The following is a 21,388-nucleotide window of genomic DNA, read 5'->3' as shown; positions in this document are numbered from 1 at the left end:
ATCTACAACATTATAACAATATAGCAACAGTAAGTATTCTTCCTACCTGAACACCATCGCGTCTGTAAGAATAAAAAACTTCATCATGAGTATTAAGTTTAGAAAGCTCTATATTATTTTCTAAAACACCTGATTCCAACATCTGCTGTTTTATTTCCAAACCATTATCAATATGCCATTTATCATTAATCATAGTTTTGTTTTGAAAATGTACAGCAACCTCATCTCCTACCTCATAATCCTTTTGGGCTATATAAGGACCAATATAAGCATACATTTTTGAAGGATTAGCATTGTATTCTTTTTTCATTAAAGATATGGTTTTTGCTGTAATATTTTGAACAGTTCCCCTCCATCCTGAATGAATAGCAGCCATCGATTTGCTTTCATCGCAATAAAGTATTATAGGCACACAATCAGCTGTTTGAACTATTAAAGGTGTATCTTTAAGATTAGTTATTAAAGCATCAGTATCTTCAACAAGTTTTTCTCTTCCTCCAAATAAATGAATGTTAGATTCATCTATTTTAACTATATTGTCTTTATGAACCTGATGCATAAAAATAGATTTATTTATATCAAAATTAATATATTTAAAAAACTCTTCTTCTTTGTTTTTTCTATATTCCAAAGTAATGTCTTTAGCATTAATATTATATCCCTTTGAAAGTATAGCTATATATATTTTTTGATTATTATTCTTGGCAGGATAGAAAATATTATTCATTCTTTAATCTTTTTATTTCTTCTTCTAATTCTTTAACTCTTTCTGTAAGTTCTTTAGTTTCATTTCTGGAATGTTCCATAATACTTTCATATAAAGTAAAAAATTTTTTGGCATATTCCAACTTATTTTTTAATTCACTTATTTCTTCTTTATAAACATCTATTTTGGATGAAAGCAATTTATTATCTTCTTGAAGCTCCAAAATAAGTTCTTTATCACTATATTCCACTTCTACAAGCCCTCAAATTATTTAATTCATATAATATCTATTATGTACATTATAAATCGATTGTCAAGTATAATTACACAATATTATTGCAGTAACTAGAAAATAAAGTACAAATTCCTAATCACTGCAATAATTATAATATATTAAACGTATTATATGTTAGATACTATTATATCACCCATCTCAGAGCATTTCACTTCTTTATATAAATAAGCCATCATATTATGTTTAGGCATTATATCACGTGTTCTATAACCTTCATCTATAGCTCTAACAACAGCATTATCAATATCATCAGCTTCATCATTCATACCAAATGAATATCTAAACATCATAGCAAGAGAAAGTATAGTACCTATAGGATTAGCTAAATCATTTCCGGCAATATCAGGAGCAGATCCATGAATAGGTTCATATAATCCTAAACTTCCATCAGAAAGACTTGCAGAAGGTGCCATACCAATAGAACCGCTTATAACACTAGCTTCATCAGAAAGTATATCTCCAAACATATTTTCTGTAACTATAACACCAAATTGTGAAGGATTAGCGGCAATCTGCATAGCGGCATTATCAACATACATATCATTATATTCTACATCGCTATATTCTTTGGATAAAGCATTCATAACTTCACGCCATAATTTAGAAGTATGAAGAACATTTGCCTTATCAACAGAAGTCAAAGGTCTTTTTAAATTTCTAGCCAAATCAAAAGCAACCTTACCTATTCTTCTTATTTCTGTTTCAGTATAAAGCATTAAATCTGTAGCTTGCTTAACGCCATTTACTGTTTCAAATTTATGCTCCCCAAAATAAACACCTCCTGTAAGCTCTCTAACCATGATAAAATCTATCATATCCTTACATATAGTTTCTTTAAGAGGAGAGGCATATTCTAAAGATTTTAATATTTTTGTAGGTCTAATATTGGCATAAAGATTCATCTCTTTACGAAGTTTTAATAAACCTCTTTCAGGTCTCTTATCAGGATCAACTTTATCCCATTTAGGACCGCCTACAGAACCTAAAAGAACAGCATCAGACTTAATGCATTTTTCTACATTTTCATCTGTAAGAGGTACTCCATATTTGTCTATAGAACATCCTCCCATATCCACATATTCAAGATTAAACTTATGAGAATATTTTTCAGATATTCTATTAAGTACATCTATGGCTTTTCCTACTACCTCAGGACCTACGCCATCTCCTTTAATAACAACAATATTTTTTTCCATAAATAATCATCCTTTATAATTTTTTATAGAGTTCAAAAGCCCATTAGAGTTAATAATATTTTTGATAAACTCTGGAAAAGGCTCTGCTTTATAACTTTCATTTTTAGTTATATTCTTTATTATACCATTATCAAAATCAACTTCAACTTCATCACCGGAATTTATTTTTTTACTAGCCTCATCACATTCTAATATAGCAAGTCCTATATTTATTGAATTTCTATAAAATATTCTTGCAAAAGAAGATGCTATAACACATGATATTCCAGACTCTTTAATAGCAATAGGCGCATGCTCTCTTGAAGAACCGCATCCAAAATTCTCCCCTCCTACCATTATATCGCCTGACTTTACTTTACTTACAAAATCTTTATCAATATCTTCCATACAATGAGCAGCAAGCTCCTTATGATTGGAAGTATTTAAATATCTTGCTGGAATAATAACATCTGTATCAACATTATCACCATATTTATGAACAAAACCTTTAGCTTTCATTTACAATATCTCCTTACAAATAATTATTTAGGCTCTGTTATGTATCCTGTTATAGCACTATATGCAGCAGTAGCAGGACTAGCCAAATACACTTTTGAAGTTTTATCCCCCATTCTTCCTACAAAGTTTCTATTAGTTGTAGTAACAGCAACCTCATCATGAGCAAGTATTCCCATATATCCGCCTAAACAAGGTCCGCATGTAGGAGTTGATACAGCACAGCCTGCATCAATAAATATATCCATATAACCTAATTTTATACATTCTTTATAAACTTTCTGAGTAGCAGGGATAATTATACATCTTACATTTTTAGCTACTTTTTTTCCTTTTAAAATATTAGCAGCTATTGCCATATCGGATAATCTTCCATTAGTACAAGAACCAATAACAACCTGATCAACTTTTATATCTTTTAATTCTTTAGCTTCTTTTGTGTTCTCTGGTAAATGAGGACATGCAACTGTAGGCTCTATAGAAGACAAATCAATATCATACTCTTTATCATAAACTGCATCATCATCAGCTTTGAAAACAGTATAATCTCTTTTTACTATATCTTTTAAAAACTCAATAGTTTGATCATCAACTTCAAATATTCCATTTTTTGCTCCTGCCTCAATAGCCATATTAGCAATACAAGCTCTATCGTCCATAGTTAAAGATGAAACTCCTTCACCTCTAAACTCCATAGATTTATACAATGCTCCGTCAACTCCTATCATACCTATAATATGAAGTATAACATCTTTACCGGATACATTTGGTTTTAATTTTCCTTTAAGATTAAATTTAATAGCAGAAGGAACTTTAAACCAAACCTGGCCTGTAGCCATAGCAGCAGCCATATCAGTACTTCCAACTCCTGTAGAAAAAGCCCCGAAAGCTCCGTAAGTACAAGTATGAGAGTCTGCCCCTATTATAACTTCACCCGGTGCTACTAAACCTTTTTCAGGTAAAAGAGCATGCTCAACTCCCATATCTCCTACATCATAATAATTTGTAATATCATGCTTATTAGCAAAATCTCTGCATTGTTTGCATTGCTCTGCAGCTTTGATATCTTTATTCGGAGCAAAGTGATCCATAACCAAAGCTATTTTTTCTTTATCAAAAACTTTATTAAATCCATATTTTTCAAATTCATTTATAGCAACAGGACTTGTTATATCATTTCCTAAAACTAAATCAGTTTTAACCATGATAAGTTCGCCTGCTTCAACTTTATCAACACCGGCATGTGCTGCTAAAATTTTCTGAGTAATAGTCATATCCATATCCTTAAATTAATTTAAAAATAGTAAAGAGGCTTATATAAAGCCTCTTATAAATAATTATTATAATTTATTCAAACCATTAATATAAGCCATTAAGCTAGCCTCAATAATATCTGTACTGACAGCTCTGCCGATTACAGTTTTATCATCAGAAGCTAATCTTACAATAACTTCTCCCAAAGCATCCTCACCTTCAGTGATAGCATTAATACTATAATTTACCAATTTAGCTCTATTAGATGTAACAGTATCAATAGCACCGAATGCAGCATCAATAGGTCCGTTTCCTTTTCCTATGCCTTCCACAACATTTTCTTTATTATCAAGTATAGATACGGAAGCAAAAGAAGATATAGAATCACTATCATTAACCATAAAACTTTTTAAAGTATACATAGGATTTTCTACACTAGTATTTCCTATTAACAATGCTTCAATATCAGTATCAGTAACTATTTTCTTTTTATCAGCCAAATTTTTGAATTTTACAAATGCATCTTCCAAAGCCTTATCATCTATATCATATCCCAAAGATTCAATTCTATCTTTGAAAGCATGCTTACCGGAATGTTTACCTAATACCATTTTATTTTGAGGTATTCCTATATCTTCAACATTCATAATCTCATAAGTAGAACGTTCTTTCAATACGCCATGTTGATGTATTCCTGCCTCATGAGCAAAAGCATTAGCACCTACTATAGCTTTATTAGGAGCAACTACCATACCAGAAATTGTAGATAATAATTTAGAAATTTTATAAATACGTTTAGTATTAATATCAGTATAAGCATTATAAAAATCTTTTCTAGTTTTAATGCCCATTACTATTTCTTCCAAACTAGCATTTCCTGCACGCTCACCTATGCCATTAATAGTACATTCCACCTGAGTAGCTCCAGCCAAAACAGCAGACAAAGAGTTAGCAGTGCCAAGTCCTAAATCATCATGACAATGCACGGATATATCAACATTTTCTATACCTTTAACATTCTCTTTTAAATACTTTATCAAATCTGCCATTTCTAATGGAGTAGTATATCCAACAGTATCAGGAACATTTATTGTAGTAGCACCATTCTCTATTGCAACAGAATATGCTTTGGCTAAAAATTCTCTATCGCTTCTTGAAGCATCTTCAGCAGAAAACTCTATAAAATCAAATTTTGTTTTAGCATAAGAAACAGATTCTTTTATTATTTCTAATACCTGCTCTCTAGTCATCTCTAATTTGTGCTTTAAATGTATATCGCTTGTAGCTATAAAAGTATGAAGCATAGGATGTTTTGCCTCAGTAAGTGCTTCATAAGCTCTGTCTATATCCTTTTTATTGCATCTTGCCAAACTTGCTAATTTAGCATTCTCTACAACTTTACTTACTTCTCTTATAGCATTGAAGTCATCATCAGAACATATAGCAAATCCTGCTTCTATAACATCAACACCCAATTTATCTAATTCAGCTGCCATCTCTAATTTTTCAGCCAAATTCATAGTACAACCAGGAGATTGTTCTCCATCTCTTAAAGTAGTATCAAAAATCTTAATCTTTCTCATTGTTAAAACCCTTTTATAATTAAACATCATTTACTTAAAAGATGCTTTGGATTACAAAATGTATAATAATTACTGTTTAATCCAACTCATCATTTTTCTTAACTCTGCACCGACTTTCTCTAATTTATGCTCGCTTTCTAATTTTTTAGTAGCATTAAATTTAGCTTTGCGTCCTGCACTAAACTCTTGAATAAACTCACTAGCAAAAGTACCGTCTTGTATCTCTCTTAATACTTTTTTCATTTCTTTTCTAGTTTCTTCAGTGATCATTCTTCTTCCAGTTCTGTAATCGCCGTATTCAGCAGTATTTGAAATAGAATATCTCATCATAGCAAATCCGCCTGAATATATTAAATCAACAATCAATTTCATTTCATGTATACATTCAAAATAAGCCATTTCCGGTTCATATCCAGCTTCTACTAAAGTGTCAAATCCTGCTTTCATCAATTCTGTAACACCTCCGCATAATACAGCCTGCTCACCGAATAAATCAGTTTCTGTTTCTTCTCTGAAAGTAGTTTCTAATATACCGGCACGTCCTGCACCTATACCGGAGGCATAAGCTAAAGCATAATCTTTTGCTCTTCCGCTGAAGTCCTGATAAACTGCTATCAAGCTAGGAACACCTCTTCCTTCTAAATACTGACTTCTTACAGTGTGTCCAGGTCCTTTTGGAGCTACCATTATAACGTCTATATTTTTAGCAGGAACTACAAATTGGAAATGAATATTAAATCCATGTGCATACATTAATACATTTCCTTCTTTCATATGAGGAGCAACTTGAGTATTGTAAATATCAGCTGAAACCTCATCTGGAACAAGCATCATTACTATATCAGCAGCCTTAGCAGCTTCTTCAACTTCCATTACTTTCAAACCAGCTTCCTGAGCCTTTTTGAAATTAGCACTGTCTTTTCTTAAACCAACTACAACATTCATTCCGCTGTCTTTTAAATTCTGAGCATGAGCATGTCCTTGACTGCCGTATCCCATTATAGCTATAGTTTTACCGTCTAGTACTCCTAGATTACAATCAGCATCATAATATTTTTTTATCATTTTTATCTCTCCTTTTTATTTTTTAATATATTTAAAATTCAAAATTATTTATTATATTCATATCAGGAACTGCATCTCCAAGCTGTATAGATGTTACGCCTGTTCTTGAAAGTTCTAAAATATTAAAATCCTTTAATGATTCTAAATATCCGTCTATTACAGATGCAGAAGCTGTAATTTCAACTATCATGCTTTTATTTCCTATATCAAGTATAAGTCCGTTATGTGCATTAGTTATATCGCATGCTTTACGTTTATTAGCATCATTAATTTCTATCTTTACTAATAACAAATCTCTTATTATGCTATTTAAATGATCTATCAAATGTACAGAATGAACCTCTATCAGTTTTGAAGCTTGTTTCATAATATGTGTTATATGAGAATCATCCCCTTCTGTTACTATAGTCATTCTTGATATGCTTGGTACACATGTTACAGAACAAGTTATTGTTTCTATATTAAATCCTTTTTGACTGAATAATAAAGTTATTCTATTTAATACACCTGAACTATTATCTACAAATAAAACTAAAACTCTTCTTTGTTTGCTGTTCATCTTTTACTCCTGTAATTATTAATCTACTATTATATCATCTATAGTACCGCCGGCTGGAATCATAGGTAAAACTTTTAAATCTTTATCTATAACACATTCTATCCATACTGGACATTTGCATTTCAAAGCCTCTTCAAAAGCATTTTCAAATTCTTTTATAGTTTCACATCTAAAACCTTTAGCCCCAAAACCTTCAGCAACTTTAACATAATCCATTTTCTTATTTATATCTGTACTTGAATATCTTTTATCATAAAATATAGTCTGCCATTGTCTAACCATACCCAATGTACTATTATTTAATATAATTGTTATTACAGGTAATTGATATTCTACAGCAGTAGCTACCTCATTTAAATTCATATAGAAAGATCCGTCTCCTGTTATATGTATTACCTTTCTATTTGGATTGGCAATCTGAGAACCTAAAGCAGCAGCATATCCAAATCCCATAGTACCCAAACCTCCGCTAGTTATAAAACTTCTAGGTTTAATATGTCTTATATACTGAACTGCCCACATTTGATGCTGTCCTACATCTGTAACATATATAGCTTCATCTTTGGTTTTTTCTCCTATTACATTCATAACCTTGCTTGGATAAATAGCCTCTTTTTTTATATTTCTGTCAGAATCTTCTTTCATCTCTTTAGCTCTTAATTCTGATAAATATTCTACCCATTCATCATCTTTTACTCTTTTTACCAATTTTTTAAATCTATCCAAAACATAATTTAAGTCGCCTATTATACTATAATCAACATGAACATTTTTATTTATTTCGCTCCTGTCAATATCTATATGAACTTTCTTAGCAGTACCTCCGAATTTTGAAGTATTCAAAGCTACTCTATCGCTGAATCTAGTTCCAACAGCCAATATTAAATCTGCTTCATTCATTACTTTATTAGCAGTAACAGAACCATGCATTCCCAAAAGTCCTATATTTAGTTTTTCTTTATATCCCAATACACCAGCTCCCATCAAAGTATGAACAGAAGGTATATTAGAATTAATCATAAAGTCTCTTAATTTATCACTGGAATCTTTTGCTCCTCCGCCGAAATATATTATAGGTCTTTTAGATTCATTTATTAATTTTGCTACTTCTTCTATTGTTTTTTCATCTTCTGATGTTATACCAATTTTTTTAGGTTCAAATTTTTTTCTTGATACAAATTCTGTTTCTGCAAAAGTAAAATTCTTAGGTATATCTATTAAAACAGGTCCTTTTCTTCCGGTATTAGCTATCATAAAAGCTTTTCTTAATGTATCAGCTAAATCTTCCATTTTTCTAACTACAAAATTATGTTTAGTTATAGGCATTGTTATTCCAGCTATATAAACCTCTTGGAATGAATCTTTACCTATTAAACTTTCAGGAACATTAGCAGTTATTGCAATTAAAGGAACACTATCCATATATGCTGTTGCCAAAGGTGTTACTAAATTAGTAGCTCCTGGTCCGCTTGTAGCTATTACAACTCCTGTTTTACCGCTTGCTCTTGCATATCCGTCAGCAGCATGACAGGCACCTACTTCATCAACAGGCATTATATGTTTTATTTTATCTCTATATTTATAAATAGCATCGTATATAAATAAAGCAGCACCGCCCGGATAACCAAATACAGTATCTATGTTCTGTTCTATTAAAACTTCCATTATTATTTCAGAACCATTCAACTTCATTACAAACTCCTTTAAAATTAATTTTATAACCTTCTTAAATTTATTTTTTAATATTTCTACTTATAGAAATTTATAATTAAAATTTCTATTGTAGTTATAAATGTATAATTATTGATATATTAGATTAAATTATAACAGAATATTGAGAATAATAGATAGGAGGATGAGAATATTAATATTATTGATTGCAGAAAAATTAGATTTTTTAGAATTATTATTTACACAGAAAGTATTTGAATTATCAAATACTGAATACATGCCTGTTTTTGCAACGTAGGACATAATCATTCTCCTTTTTTATTTGCTAATATTATAATATTTTTACATAATATTGCAATACTTAAAATAAATTTTTTCTTAACTTTTAAAAGTAATAACAATTGACAATATAAATTATTTTAGTATACTATTGCTACAATACGAATGTAGGATTTATGAATATATTAAAGAATAGATACAATAAAAAAATACTAAGAATAAAAGATAATTATAAAATAGTTAAAAAAAATATACAAAATAAAAATCTTCTATATAAATTATTTTCTTATATAATATTTATATTTATATCTGCATTTATATTAATGCCTGAAATTATTATAATATCTGCAATATTTATGCTTGTATCGTATTTATCGGTTTCCATATACTCAAGAAAATATATATATTCGTCTTTAGAAGAAATACCATATAATGATGTAGCTTTAGTATTGGGTACAAGTAAGTATCTTTATAATGGACAAATTAATATGTATTTCAAGTTTAGAATGGATGCTGCTTATGAACTTTACAAAAGCGGAAAGGTTAAATTTATATTAGTAAGCGGTGACAACAGATACAGATCTTACAATGAACCTAGACAAATGCGTTTAGACTTAATAAGATTAGGAGTAGACAAAAAACATATATTTTTAGATTTTGCAGGATTTAGAACCAGAGACTCAATAATAAGAGCAAATAAAGTCTTTGAACTTAGTAATTTTACTATAGTTTCTCAGCCTTTTCATAATGAAAGAGCAATATTAATAGCAAGACAGAAAAAAATAAACGCTATAGCTTATAATGCTCATAATGTAAGAAAGCTATACAGAATAAGACAGTTCCCAAGAGAATTAGGGGCAAGAGCATTAATGTTTGTTGATATATTATTAAACCGTCCGCCAAAATTTTACGGAGATACCATAAAAATAGAAGAAAGAGAAGAAATTATAAAAGATAAAAGCAATAAAATTGATAAAAACTCTATAGAAAATAAAAACAATTAATTTTAAGGAAATAATATGACATCGCAATTATTAACTGAATTACTTCAGTCATTATCATTACTTTCTGTTTTACTTTTAATCGGAGTAATTTTAAGGGCTAAAGTTAAATTATTTCAATCATTATATCTTCCAGCATCTGTAATAGGAGGATTTGTAGGACTTTTAATTTCTCCTGAAATTTTAGGAAGGTTTTCAAGTTTTTCTATATCATCAGAATGGATAAAAACATATTCTCTTTTACCTGGCATATTGTCTATACCAATATTTGCTGCCATTCCTTTGGGAATGTTTTTAAATGAGACTAAAACTATTAAATCTTTATATCCAACTAAAGTATTAATTGCATTCGGTATATTCCAATGTGCAAGCATGGCACAATCAGCTATAGGATATGCAACTAATATATTATTTACAAAAATTAGTCCGGAAATGGATATATACAGAACTTTCGGTTATGAACTTTCAGCCGGTTTTGCCGGAGGTCATGGACTAGCTGCTGCTACTGGAAAATTACTCGAAGGATTTGGAATACCTCAATGGGAAATAGCACAAGGGGTTGCTTTGACTACTGCTACAATAGGACTTGTAGGAGGAATGATATTCGGTATTATATTTATAAATATAGCCGTAAGAACAAATAAAACTAATGTTATTAAAAAAATAGAAAACACCAGCGATGATAATTCCAATATAAATAAAATAGACAGAAGTATGGAAGTTGGCTACAATAATGATATAAGCAAGCAATCAAGTTTAGGAAGAGAAACTTTTTTAAGCAGTTCAATAGAAACTATAACATTTCATTTGGCTGTAATATTTGCTGTATGCGGTTTGGCTTATATAGTTTTAAACTTCATAAAAAAAGCAGGAATAGCCGGTTTGGATGTTCTTCCAGTATGGACATATTCTATGATAATAATGTTTGCTTTAAATATGATTATAAAAAAACTTAAATTATCATGGATGGTGGATGCTAAAGTAAAGGCTAAAATAATAGGTACATTAAGCGACTTTGCCATAGTATCAGCAATAACAAGCCTTCCTATTAAAGCAATAATATACTATATAGCACCTATAATAGTTATGTGCGTAATTGGATTTATAGTAACTTATATTATAGTATTCACACTTAGTAATATGCTATTTAAAAATGACTATGCTTTTGAAAGGGCAATAATTTCTTGGGGTACTTTAACTGGAGTATTAATAACCGGTATGACTCTTTTAAAAATATGCGATCCTGAATACAAAAGCCCAGCATTAACAGAATTCTCTTTGGGTTTTTCTTTAATGTCAGTAACAGGACTTTTAATAGTTCCAATACTCAATACTGTTTTGGCAGTGGGTTCAACTTGGGATAACTTTATTACTGCTGTTATAACTTCTGCTGCATATTTGGCTTTTGCATTTATAGCATACTTTATACATAAAAAATCTAATGCATAAAGAATTATATTTCTGGATATATTAGAGGATAATCCTTCTTCATTCCAGCATGAAGATAGTCCTCAGGAACAACTTTCCAATTATTAAGCTTCTCAACTGTTACAGCAGAATCTTGTTTTTCAAACCAACTTATAATATAATACCTCAAATCTTTATCAGTAGATTTTAATACTAATTCCATATTTTGTAATGTTTTCAAATCTATGCCCGCACCTTTAATAAGATGATATCCTCCGCCACTTCCTCTATAGGAATTAATACCAACTTTATATTCTTTATCCAATTCAAAATTTCTTCCATCAGTTAACTCTTCTATATAGACTTTATTTCCATAAGGCTTTGTAACATCAACAATATAATTTAATCCTGCAATACTTTCATAATTATATATTGGTGTTAAAGTATCATAAGAATTATATCTTTTATTAAATATTAATTTTCCATCAATATCTTTTTTAAAAGCTATTAAATGATCATTAATATTTGTCATAGTATTAAACCATCTGCCATAAGAATATTCCATAAAATCTTTTATCTGTTTTCCAGTAAGCTTCATAATATAGAAAAAATTTTCACATGGATATAGGCTGAACATATCTTTTAACTTTACAGCACCGTTATCCAAAACAGCATCTTTACTTAAAGGAGCAGCAAAAGAAATATCTATATCTTCTCCAAGCTCTTCTTTAGATATTTCAAATTGCATCTTATGTATAAAACTTAAAAAATAACTGTCTCCAAATAAAGCCTCATCTGATACTAATTTTGTATTCAATTTACCTATATCTCTATTGACCCATTTTTTTATATTTGTATTAGCATTAGAAAATTTATTTAAAAAATCTTTATCTGCTTCAAATGAAGAAGGCTCTAATAAAATTCCATCAAATTGTATATCGCAAACTATATTTTCTTCATTATATTTCACAATTACATCTATAGAAACTATATACCTTGCTGCATTAACTCCTCCAAATATAGGTATAGTTTTACCATTTGAATTTTTTACTTCTTTAGTTTTCTTTTTTGATATTTCATCATAACCAAGTCCTGTCCAGCCTTGATGATCATGTCCTACTAATATTAAATCAAATCCATCAACTTCTTCAGCTACTAACTGACTTGCATTTTCATTTTTATATTTTTCTTTATCTTCTGTATGATTAGCTCCAGAATGAAATAAACCTATTATCATATCAGGCTTTTCTTTTTCCTTTATAACCTTAATCCATTTCCTAGCAGATTCAACCATATCCTCTGTTTCTAATCCATAATACAGAACTTTTGGAAGTTGTCTTTCTATTGCAGGTTCTATAAGCCCAAGTATGGCTATTTTTACACCACTTTTTTCAACTATAGTATAAGGTTTAAAATATGGTTCTTTAGTATTTTCATAAATTAAATTTGCTGCTAATAATGGAGCTTTTACTTCTTTATTTATCTTATCATATACATTATGACCAGCCTCTATATCGTGATTTCCCAAAACTACAGCATCATATTCCATATAATTTAAAATCTCAGACCATATATGAGTTTCATTAGTTGCAACAAAATTATAATAATAAACTGCAGGCTGTCCCTGTAAAAAATCACCATCATCTAATAACAATACTGTTTTGCCATCATTTCTCAGTTGTTTCACATAATTATAAACATGAGCTATAGATGTATTTTCTTCTTTATCTTTCATAAAATTATAAGGAAATATCATACTATGAACATCTGTTGTTTGAACTATGGTAAATCTTGCTTCATTTGCTATGCGAACTTTATCATCCATCTATAAATAACCTCTATAATATTAAAAAATTATAACATAAAAAACAAAATATATAATAGCTATTCTATTTTTAAAACTCTCTTTACAACATCAATATTAGACATTATAAAATTAAAAGAATTAAATATATAAATAGATGTAAATACAATAAGAACTATTAAAAAACTTCTTCTAAAAATCGTTCTGCCTTTACTATCTTTATCCTCAGTCCAAAATAAGTCTATTATATCTTTCTTTTTTCTTTTATTTAATGATTTATTCTTTTTATTATTTTTACTATCTTTATTATTTTCTTCTTGTTTTTTAGGCAACAGTCTAAAAACTAAAGATATTACAATATATATTAAACATGCTAATATTACAAAATTAAATATTAAATAAAAAGTCATTATTTGTTCAATATCGTTTAGATTAAAACTTTCCATAAATATTTACCTCCTTACTTCTAAGTATAATATTTAAAAAGGACAAGCTATAGTTTGCTTATTTTTTAAATCTATGTATTCTGCTTTCCAATAATGCGGATCATTAACTTCTATGTATTCTATATTCTCACTGTTTTTTATAGCTTTTGAAATAAAGGAAGCATTTAGAAAAATAAATAAATGATTTTCATCTGCAAATCCTCCAACTGAAATTTCTCTTATCATATTTCCAGCTTTTAACTCGCGATACAATATTTTTCCTAATTCATCACTTAATTTATATAAATTATTATTTTCTATAATTTCATTTAATTTATCAATTTGTTTTTCAACTGTTCGTTCATTAAAAAGAATATAGCGTTTCAAAATAATATTCCAACAATAAATATTTTATATTGATATATTATATAATTATTTTTTATTTTGTAAAATATTATATTATGTTATAATTTACAAATATTTATACAAAATGTTATTATTTATTAATAAAAAAGAAAGGAGTGAACATATATGACAAATACATTAATTGAAAGAAAAGATGTAAAAATAGAAGATACTTGGGATTTAACTTTATTATATAAAAATGATGAAGAGTTTGAGAAAGATTTTAAATCTATGGAAGAGTTCTCAAAAGATGTAATAAAATTCAAAGGAAATTTATCAAAATCAGCCAATGAATTAAAAAATATATTAGACTCTATAATGAAAGCGTCAATTATTTTAGATAAATTAGGAACTTATGCATTCTTAAAACAAACAGAGGATTTAACTAATAATGACTCTAATGTAAAAGTAGCTAGATTTGCTAAACTTTCTTCAGAGTTTTCTGCAAATTTAAGCTACTTTGAACCAGAACTCATGAGCATAGATGATGATAAAATTAATGGTTTTTTAAAAGATGATGTATTAAAAGATTATTTAATTTATTTGAATAATATACTTAAATACAAGCCTCATACATTATCAGAGAAAGAAGAGAGAATACTCGCACTTCAAAGCGAATTATCATCAACAGCTTCAAATGTATTCGATACTTTAAATGATGCAGATTTAGATTTTGGAGTATTAGAACATAATGGAAAGAAAACTCCATTAACGCATGCAACATTCTCAAGTTTTCAGGAAAGTCAGGATAGAGAAATAAGAAAGAATAGTTATAATCAATTTTATAAAGAATATGATAAGCATAAAAACACATTAGCAGAACTTTATGCAAGCCAAATAAAACAGGATATATTTGACGCCAAAATAAGAAATTATAACAGCGTACGTGAAATGGAATTATTCGGCGATGATATACCTGTAAGCGTTTATGACAGCTTAATTGAGAGTGTACATAATGCATTGCCTTCGGTTCATAGCTATTATGAATATTGTGCCAAAAAATTAGGAATAAGCGATTTCAGACAATACGATAAATATGCCCCTGTTGTTAATGATGTAGTTATAAAACATACATTTACTGAGGCAATAGAAGTTTTAAGTAAGGCATTATCTCCTTTAGGTGAAGAATATGTATCAACTTTAACAAATGGCCTTAATTCAAGATGGGTTGACAGATATGAAAATAAAGGAAAAAGCAGTGGAGCATTCTCTTCTGGATGTTATGTATCAGAACCTTATATATTAATGAACTTCAGAGATGAAAGCATTGAATCAGTATTCACATTAGCACATGAGGCAGGACATAGTATGCATAGCTATTACAGCAGAAAAAATAATCCTTTCCAGCATCATGATTACAGTATATTTGAAGCAGAAGTTGCATCTACTTTCAATGAAAAACTTTTATTTAATTATTTAATGCAAAATGAAAGTAAGAAAGAAGTTAAAGCATTTTTACTTAATAAGGATATAAACGGATTTGTTGCTACAGTATTCAGACAGACTATGTTTGCAGAATTTGAACATATTATACATAAAGAAGCTGAAGAAGGCAATCCTACAACATTGGAGCTTATAAGAAATGTTTATAAAGACTTACTAAAAAAATACTTCGGAGAAAAAGCTGTGCTAGAAGAAGTAAGCGATTTAGAGGCTTTGAGAATACCTCATTTCTACCGTTCATTCTATGTTTATAAATATGCTACTGGTATGTCTGCCGCTGTTGCTTTATCTAACGGAGTGCTTGAAGGCAATGCTAAAAATGACTACACAAACAGAGATAATTATTTAAAATTCTTAAAGAGCGGAGGAAGCAGAACTCCTATAGAGAATTTAAAAGTTGCTGGTGTTGATATGACTAAACCTACTGTTGTAGAAAGTGCTTTGAAATTATTTGCTAAAGAGGTAGAAGAATTAAAAGCATTAAATTGATTTAATTAATTATTAGTTTTGAATTTTTAGGGTCGGCATTTTTTATATGTCGGCCTTTTATTTTAATTATATATTGCATTTTTTTAAATATAGTATACACTAGTATGGTAAATAAACTTTAAGGAGAGTTATATGGAAACTTCAGATAAAAGCTGGGTTGTTACATTAATTTTAGCAATATTCCTACCAGTTCATAGGTTCTATGTAGGAAAAATAGGTACAGGTATATTATATTGGCTTACTGCCGGCGGTCTTGGTATATGGTATATCATAGATATCGTAATGATAATCTTAGACAAATTCACTGATAAAGAAGGCAGAAAATTAAAAAGATAATACTATAATAGTAAATTAAAAAGTTACAAAATAGGAGGAGAGTTAATTATTTTTTAACTCTCTTCTTTTTTTAAAAAGATTACACATATCCGCTAATAATCAGAAAAAAATACTATAAAATCTGTATGATATTTGAGCAAAATGCCCCGTAAATAAAAACCTTATAGTAATAATGGAGTTTTTAGCCTGAAACTAGATTTATTATACCTATTGATTAATATTATCTCAATATAAATGTAATAAAAAAACAAAAAATAAAATTTACAAAATATATTTAGAATTGTTTTATATTAGATTTTATTAAAAAAATTATAATTGACTTTTTATTTTATATTTATACAATTTAAAAAAATATTTAAATAACAAATCTAATATAAGAAAATAATAAAAAACAAATAGAGGAAAAATAAATGATTAGTATAATATCAGATATGGACGGAGTTATATACAGAGGCAATAATTTAATAGACGGTGCTAAAGATTTTATAAGCATGCTATTATATAAAAATATTCCATTTCTATTTTTAACAAATAATGCAGAACAAACTCCTAGAGATTTAAAAAGAAAATTAGAATCATTAGGCGTAAATGGTTTAGAAGAAAAACATTTCTTTACAGCAGCACAGGCAACAGCAATATTCCTTCAAAGACAGCTTGAAAACGGAACTGCTTATGTAATAGGTACCGGAGGACTTGTAAGCGAACTTTATAATGTAGGATACAGTATAAATGATGTTAATCCTGATTATGTTGTAGTTGGAAAAACTAATGCATTTAATTTTGATATGCTTCAAAAGGCAGTACATTTAATAAATAAAGGTGCTAGGTTTATAGGATGCAATCCGGATATAGTAGACCCTGCTCCAAATGGAGAATTGGTTCCTGCTGTAGGACCTATACTTGCAGCTATAGAAACAGCTACAGGCAAAAAACCTTATATAGTTGGAAAGCCTAACCCTATTATGATGTCTATAGCAAAAAATCAAATTAACGCCCATAGCGAAAATACATTGATGGTTGGAGACAGAATGGATACTGATATATTAGGAGGACTTGGTGCAGGTATGAAAACTTGTCTTGTTCTTTCAGGGGTTACTACAAAAGAAATGATAAAAGAGTTTCCTTACAGGCCTAATTATGTACTTAATTCTGTTGCTGAAATAAATGTTGATGAATTATGATGTACAAATAAATGATTTAAATGTATAATATAAAAAGCTGTTTAATTTTTTAAGCAGCTTTATTTTTTCATTAATATTTAGGAATTTTATATGTCTCGTTTATTATTTATCATAATGACTTTTTTATGGCTTTCATTATATGTTTATATACCCTATCAAGTTACTTATTTATCATCTATTAATATCACTCCTTCTATGATAGGTATTATAATAGGTGTTTACGGTGCTGCACAGATGTTTTTGAAATTTCCATTCGGATTACTTAATGACTATACAGGCAAATCAAAATTTTTTATAATGCTGGCAGGAGTTCTAACTTCAATTGGTTCTATAATAAGATTGATAAATACAAATGCTTATGGCTTTTTTATAGGAAATTTATTATGTGGAATATCAGCATCAATTTGGACTGTATTTATAATTTTATATGTATCATATTTTAATAAAAACGAAGAATACAAAGCAACAAGTAAAGCATTAGTGTCAAATGTACTTGGTATGTTTATAGCTTTCTTAACAGCAGCATTTTCTTATGATAAACTTGGTATGAAATTTCTTCTTATTGTAAGTGCAGTATCGGGAGCTTTAGTTGCATTTTTAGGGTTATTCTTAAAGGATAATAAAATTAATAAAAGAATGTCTGTAAAAGGACTATTTTCTGTTATAAAAAATAAAAGATTAATAGTATTTTCTTTGCTTGCTATAGTAATGCAGGGAGTACAAATATCAGCAATTATATCATTCACTTTAAACAGAATAAAAGAACTTGGAGGAACTTCTCAAAATGTAGGCCTAGCTTCAATAACAAGTATGTTTTTTGCTATAATTGGGGCATTTCTTCCAAGCAAAATAAAAAATGAAAAAAACATCAAAGTATATGTTTCTATATCATTTATAATGATGGCTGTATATTGCATAATAGTAATATCAACCAATAATATACTTATAATAACACTATCGCAAATTTTAGGCGGCTTTTCATCAGGTATATTATCATCTTTGCTTACTAGTGAATCTGTAAAAGAAATAGAAGTAGAAAAAAAATCATCAGCTATGGGATTTTTTCAATCAACATATTCTTTTGGTATATTCATATTCCCAATAATAACAGGAAAATTAATAGATGTATATTCAATAAATACTGCTTACATAGTATTAGCATCAATTGCAATTTTATCAGCAATTATTTCAGCTGCATATTACAGAATAAAATCAATAAAATAATAAAAAGTAATTGAAAAAAAATAATTTTGTAATAATATTGTATGCTATTAATAATAAAAATGGAAATACTATGTCATCAGATAAAAATTACGGATACATACTTGCAATATTAGCTGTTATTATATGGAGCGGAAACTTTGTAGCAGCTAGATACCTTGTTAATTTCAGCCCTTTAGAAATTTCTTTTTACAGATGGTTTGTAACGTTTATAGTGTTAACTCCATTCTGCTTAAAAAAATTAATAAAAAATATAAAGTATGCAAAAGGCCGATGGATACAAATAATAATAATGTCAATATTGGGAATAACAATATTCAATACATTTGTATATTTAGCAGCACATACAAGCAATGCAACTAATATGTCATTACTTGCAACTTTATCTCCAATTATAATGGCAATAATAAGCAGAATAATATGGAAAACAAAATTAACTATAAATCAAAAATTAGGATTATTAATAGTTATAATAGGTGTAGTTATATTAATAACAAAAGGAAGCATAGAAATTCTAACAAAATTAAAATTTTCAATAGGCGATTTATATATGCTGCTTGCTGTAATATTATTTGCAGTTTATACATTAACATTAAGAGTAAGACCTAAAGAAATATCTCAATCTACATTCTTTTATCTTATGGTAGTAATTGGCATAATACCATTATTTATTGCAATGCTTTTATCTTATATGAATAAAACAGCAACTCCTTTAGATATAAAATCTGCTTTAATACTTGTATATGTTGGTATTTTCCCATCAGCTTTGGGATTTATATTATGGAATATGGCTATTGCAAAAATAGGAGCAATAAAAGCTGGAATTATATATGATTCAATACCTTTTTTCTCTTCTTTAGAGGCTGTTATATTGTTAGGAGAAACATTATTGATATCTCAAGTTATAGGAGGAATTTTAATACTTATTGGTATTATATATAGTTCTATAGGAGATAAAATAAAGTTAAAAAAAAATGGGAAACTTAATTAAAGCCTCCCATCCCATACCGTCAATTAATTAAGTCTTCTTAATTGAGATCTTTTTAAAGGGGTATATTTTGATTTTTCAGAATCAGGCACTCTAGTCCATCTCATAGTTTTTCCAAGTATTCCTGCTTTATCCAAAGAACCTCTTACTAAAAGCTCTTGACCATTTTTTTCTAAAGATAACTTTCCATTATAAGTTTTTCCATCATAAGGATTATATATCTTTCCGCCTTTCCATTCATTCTGATCAAAAGATAAACCCATTAAATAAACTAATCCTTTTACAGGCAGATCTCTCAATTCTTTATTTGGATTTTTTACATCTTTTTTATCAGGACCATCATATCCGCCTTTATAATCGAAAAAGTATCCGTAATATTTACCATTTTCTTCAAATATTTCTACTACAGGTATTAAGCCGTCAGCATCTTTTTCAGAATACCAAAGTCCAACTATATCATTGGCTTTTGGAGTTTGGGCAAATAATACGCTTGAAAATATTAAAAGCGATAATGTCCATAAAATTTTTTTCTTCATAATTTCCCCTAATTAATCAAAATATGTTTAGTATAAAAAACATACATGATAGATTTTTGTAAAATATTTATTATATAAAACTTGCAAATAGTTATATTTATTTGCAAGTTTTAATATCTAGTTATATTATTAATAGAATTTCCACTCTATACCAACATCAAGCTGTATAGCAAAATGATATTGTATATGTTTTTCAACAAGCCAAGTACCAATTTTTACATTGGCAAATGGTGCAAGACTAGGTACAGCATTTAATGCCTTTTTGTGAGAGTAAGCAGCAAATAAACCAACTCTATAAAGATCTTTAGCTGATGAAAGCATATGTTCTATAGTTGTATTAATAGCAAAAGCCATACCCCATTCTTTCATGCTGTAACCTAATTTTATATCATGATTAAAATAAAAGTCTTCTGCTTTAACAACTATGGCATCTCTAGGTAAATATACATAGCTATTTTTATCAACACCAAAAGCTCTTATATAAGTAATGTACGGAGTATATATCAAAGCTATTAATCCAGGTCCGGCAGGTCCGCCAATAGTAAGAGTAGGAGCCATCTGAACATATATAGTGTTTCCGCCTACATACTGAGGTTTTCTAGTCATAGGATTAAGTCCTGTAAAAGGAGGCAAAGCATGATTAAACTCTTTTGTATCAGAATCTACTAAAGTAGGTCTTCCAGATTGAGCAAGTCCTGCTTCATAAGTAAACTTAAATAACATTTTTAATGCTATTAAAGGCTGGAATTCCACATAAGCAGAAGTTCTTGAAAAGCTGCTGAATTCCTGTTCAATTCCTGCAAGAACATAAGAATCAGCAAAGAAAAAATTATTCATCTCTCTAAATAAAGCCTTTTTATAAAATAATTGTCCTTGATATAAAGCCCCAAAATGATTCCATCTTCCTAAAAAGTGGTTTGAAAAATACCATCCTTCATCGGATTTATCAGTGAAATCTCTTTGAGGCTTCACATCGTCTTGTGCTAATAACGGTATACTTATAAACGTAATGAGTATAATTGCTAATATCTTTTTCATAATTTTTCTCC

The 21,388-nt window shown here is 28.8% G+C and carries 20 protein-coding genes and 1 pseudogene; 7 read left to right on the top strand and 14 right to left on the bottom strand.

What is annotated here, in order from left to right:
- Nucleotides 1–10: 10 nt before the first annotated feature.
- The 9 genes from pgeF to ilvB form a co-directional block, all read right to left on the bottom strand.
- On the bottom strand, nt 11–727 hold the full coding sequence (gene pgeF / locus T324_RS0107360; protein WP_028329650.1) for a peptidoglycan editing factor PgeF: 717 nt from the start codon (nt 725–727) through the stop codon (nt 11–13).
- Nucleotides 720–956 carry a hypothetical protein gene (locus T324_RS0107355; protein ID WP_028329649.1) on the bottom strand — a complete coding sequence of 79 codons (237 nt, stop codon included), beginning with the start codon at nt 954–956 and terminating at the stop codon, nt 720–722. The genes pgeF and T324_RS0107355 overlap by 8 nt, the downstream gene beginning before the upstream one ends.
- Nucleotides 957–1,108: 152 nt before the next feature.
- Entirely contained in the window at nt 1,109–2,197 is a 1,089-nt protein-coding gene (leuB, locus tag T324_RS0107350) for a 3-isopropylmalate dehydrogenase (RefSeq protein ID WP_028329648.1), read from the bottom strand.
- Between the two features lie 6 nt (nt 2,198–2,203).
- Nucleotides 2,204–2,695 (bottom strand): 3-isopropylmalate dehydratase small subunit, encoded by a 492-nt coding sequence (gene leuD / locus T324_RS0107345; RefSeq protein ID WP_028329647.1) that lies wholly within the window; start codon nt 2,693–2,695, stop codon nt 2,204–2,206.
- Between the two features lie 23 nt (nt 2,696–2,718).
- Entirely contained in the window at nt 2,719–3,966 is a 1,248-nt protein-coding gene (leuC, locus tag T324_RS0107340) for a 3-isopropylmalate dehydratase large subunit (protein ID WP_038375079.1), read from the bottom strand.
- Between the two features lie 66 nt (nt 3,967–4,032).
- Entirely contained in the window at nt 4,033–5,529 is a 1,497-nt protein-coding gene (locus T324_RS0107335; RefSeq protein WP_028329645.1) for a 2-isopropylmalate synthase, read from the bottom strand.
- A 69-nt stretch (nt 5,530–5,598) separates the two neighbouring features.
- Nucleotides 5,599–6,594 carry a ketol-acid reductoisomerase gene (ilvC, locus tag T324_RS0107330; RefSeq protein ID WP_028329644.1) on the bottom strand — a complete coding sequence of 332 codons (996 nt, stop codon included), beginning with the start codon at nt 6,592–6,594 and terminating at the stop codon, nt 5,599–5,601.
- 31 nt (nt 6,595–6,625) lie between these two features.
- Complete coding sequence (ilvN, locus tag T324_RS0107325) at nt 6,626–7,153, bottom strand: acetolactate synthase small subunit (RefSeq protein WP_028329643.1); 528 nt, start codon at nt 7,151–7,153, stop codon at nt 6,626–6,628.
- 18 nt (nt 7,154–7,171) lie between these two features.
- Complete coding sequence (gene ilvB, locus T324_RS0107320) at nt 7,172–8,845, bottom strand: biosynthetic-type acetolactate synthase large subunit (protein WP_028329642.1); 1,674 nt, start codon at nt 8,843–8,845, stop codon at nt 7,172–7,174.
- Nucleotides 8,846–9,279: 434 nt separating this feature from the next.
- Between ilvB and T324_RS0107310 the strand changes: the two genes are divergently transcribed.
- Together T324_RS0107310 and T324_RS0107305 are read left to right on the top strand one after the other, a co-directional pair.
- The gene (locus tag T324_RS0107310; RefSeq protein ID WP_028329641.1) at nt 9,280–10,107 is read left to right on the top strand and encodes a SanA/YdcF family protein; all 828 of its coding nucleotides are present in this window, start codon (nt 9,280–9,282) and stop codon (nt 10,105–10,107) included.
- 15 nt (nt 10,108–10,122) lie between these two features.
- Nucleotides 10,123–11,553: a sodium/glutamate symporter gene (locus T324_RS0107305; protein ID WP_028329640.1), complete on the top strand. Its 1,431-nt coding sequence runs from the start codon at nt 10,123–10,125 to the stop codon at nt 11,551–11,553.
- Nucleotides 11,554–11,557: 4 nt separating this feature from the next.
- On the opposite strand, the pseudogene T324_RS16965 reads toward T324_RS0107305, so the two are convergent.
- The 3 genes and pseudogenes from T324_RS16965 to T324_RS0107290 all read right to left on the bottom strand — a co-directional run.
- A pseudogene (locus T324_RS16965) lies at nt 11,558–13,309 on the bottom strand (bifunctional metallophosphatase/5'-nucleotidase); the annotation flags it as partial.
- 86 nt (nt 13,310–13,395) lie between these two features.
- A complete protein-coding gene (locus T324_RS0107295) occupies nt 13,396–13,761 on the bottom strand; it encodes a hypothetical protein (protein WP_028329639.1) in 366 nt (121 codons plus the stop codon).
- A gap of 33 nt (nt 13,762–13,794) precedes the next feature.
- Nucleotides 13,795–14,127, bottom strand: a complete 333-nt coding sequence (locus T324_RS0107290) for a hypothetical protein (protein WP_084548623.1) — start codon at nt 14,125–14,127, stop codon at nt 13,795–13,797.
- Nucleotides 14,128–14,271: 144 nt separating this feature from the next.
- Here T324_RS0107290 and pepF point away from each other — a divergent pair, with 144 nt between their 5' ends.
- From pepF to T324_RS0107265, 5 genes are all read left to right on the top strand, one after another.
- Nucleotides 14,272–16,077 (top strand): oligoendopeptidase F, encoded by a 1,806-nt coding sequence (pepF, locus tag T324_RS0107285; RefSeq protein WP_028329637.1) that lies wholly within the window; start codon nt 14,272–14,274, stop codon nt 16,075–16,077.
- A 132-nt stretch (nt 16,078–16,209) separates the two neighbouring features.
- Nucleotides 16,210–16,413 carry a TM2 domain-containing protein gene (locus tag T324_RS0107280; RefSeq protein ID WP_028329636.1) on the top strand — a complete coding sequence of 68 codons (204 nt, stop codon included), beginning with the start codon at nt 16,210–16,212 and terminating at the stop codon, nt 16,411–16,413.
- A gap of 410 nt (nt 16,414–16,823) precedes the next feature.
- Nucleotides 16,824–17,594 carry an HAD-IIA family hydrolase gene (locus tag T324_RS0107275; RefSeq protein WP_028329635.1) on the top strand — a complete coding sequence of 257 codons (771 nt, stop codon included), beginning with the start codon at nt 16,824–16,826 and terminating at the stop codon, nt 17,592–17,594.
- Nucleotides 17,595–17,684: 90 nt separating this feature from the next.
- Nucleotides 17,685–18,818, top strand: a complete 1,134-nt coding sequence (locus T324_RS0107270; RefSeq protein ID WP_028329634.1) for an MFS transporter — start codon at nt 17,685–17,687, stop codon at nt 18,816–18,818.
- A 70-nt stretch (nt 18,819–18,888) separates the two neighbouring features.
- The gene (locus T324_RS0107265) at nt 18,889–19,806 is read left to right on the top strand and encodes a DMT family transporter (RefSeq protein WP_028329633.1); all 918 of its coding nucleotides are present in this window, start codon (nt 18,889–18,891) and stop codon (nt 19,804–19,806) included.
- 23 nt (nt 19,807–19,829) lie between these two features.
- Here T324_RS0107265 and T324_RS0107260 read toward each other — a convergent pair whose 3' ends face one another.
- Both T324_RS0107260 and T324_RS0107255 read right to left on the bottom strand, forming a co-directional pair.
- Nucleotides 19,830–20,339 (bottom strand): DUF2147 domain-containing protein, encoded by a 510-nt coding sequence (locus tag T324_RS0107260; RefSeq protein WP_028329632.1) that lies wholly within the window; start codon nt 20,337–20,339, stop codon nt 19,830–19,832.
- Between the two features lie 129 nt (nt 20,340–20,468).
- A complete protein-coding gene (locus T324_RS0107255) occupies nt 20,469–21,377 on the bottom strand; it encodes a hypothetical protein (RefSeq protein ID WP_028329631.1) in 909 nt (302 codons plus the stop codon).
- Nucleotides 21,378–21,388: the final 11 nt, after the last annotated feature.

Source organism: Brachyspira alvinipulli ATCC 51933, from assembly GCF_000518245.1.
Taxonomy (GTDB): Bacteria; Spirochaetota; Brachyspiria; order Brachyspirales; family Brachyspiraceae; genus Brachyspira; species Brachyspira alvinipulli.
The sequence above is the reverse complement of the archived record's forward strand: the minus strand, read 5'-3'. Positions and strand labels throughout refer to the sequence as shown.

Excerpts from the sequence above, each read along its gene's own strand:
- pgeF (WP_028329650.1), bottom strand. The coding sequence starts at position 727 with ATGAATAATATTTTCTATCCTGCCAAGAATAATAATCAAAAAATATAT.
- leuB (WP_028329648.1), bottom strand. The coding sequence starts at position 2,197 with ATGGAAAAAAATATTGTTGTTATTAAAGGAGATGGCGTAGGTCCTGAG.
- leuD (WP_028329647.1), bottom strand. The coding sequence starts at position 2,695 with ATGAAAGCTAAAGGTTTTGTTCATAAATATGGTGATAATGTTGATACA.
- leuC (WP_038375079.1), bottom strand. The coding sequence starts at position 3,966 with ATGACTATTACTCAGAAAATTTTAGCAGCACATGCCGGTGTTGATAAA.
- T324_RS0107335 (WP_028329645.1), bottom strand. The coding sequence starts at position 5,529 with ATGAGAAAGATTAAGATTTTTGATACTACTTTAAGAGATGGAGAACAA.
- ilvC (WP_028329644.1), bottom strand. The coding sequence starts at position 6,594 with ATGATAAAAAAATATTATGATGCTGATTGTAATCTAGGAGTACTAGAC.
- ilvN (WP_028329643.1), bottom strand. The coding sequence starts at position 7,153 with ATGAACAGCAAACAAAGAAGAGTTTTAGTTTTATTTGTAGATAATAGT.
- ilvB (WP_028329642.1), bottom strand. The coding sequence starts at position 8,845 with ATGAAGTTGAATGGTTCTGAAATAATAATGGAAGTTTTAATAGAACAG.
- T324_RS0107310 (WP_028329641.1), top strand. The coding sequence starts at position 9,280 with ATGAATATATTAAAGAATAGATACAATAAAAAAATACTAAGAATAAAA.
- T324_RS0107305 (WP_028329640.1), top strand. The coding sequence starts at position 10,123 with ATGACATCGCAATTATTAACTGAATTACTTCAGTCATTATCATTACTT.
- T324_RS0107295 (WP_028329639.1), bottom strand. The coding sequence starts at position 13,761 with ATGGAAAGTTTTAATCTAAACGATATTGAACAAATAATGACTTTTTAT.
- pepF (WP_028329637.1), top strand. The coding sequence starts at position 14,272 with ATGACAAATACATTAATTGAAAGAAAAGATGTAAAAATAGAAGATACT.
- T324_RS0107280 (WP_028329636.1), top strand. The coding sequence starts at position 16,210 with ATGGAAACTTCAGATAAAAGCTGGGTTGTTACATTAATTTTAGCAATA.
- T324_RS0107275 (WP_028329635.1), top strand. The coding sequence starts at position 16,824 with ATGATTAGTATAATATCAGATATGGACGGAGTTATATACAGAGGCAAT.
- T324_RS0107270 (WP_028329634.1), top strand. The coding sequence starts at position 17,685 with ATGTCTCGTTTATTATTTATCATAATGACTTTTTTATGGCTTTCATTA.
- T324_RS0107265 (WP_028329633.1), top strand. The coding sequence starts at position 18,889 with ATGTCATCAGATAAAAATTACGGATACATACTTGCAATATTAGCTGTT.
- T324_RS0107260 (WP_028329632.1), bottom strand. The coding sequence starts at position 20,339 with ATGAAGAAAAAAATTTTATGGACATTATCGCTTTTAATATTTTCAAGC.
- T324_RS0107255 (WP_028329631.1), bottom strand. The coding sequence starts at position 21,377 with ATGAAAAAGATATTAGCAATTATACTCATTACGTTTATAAGTATACCG.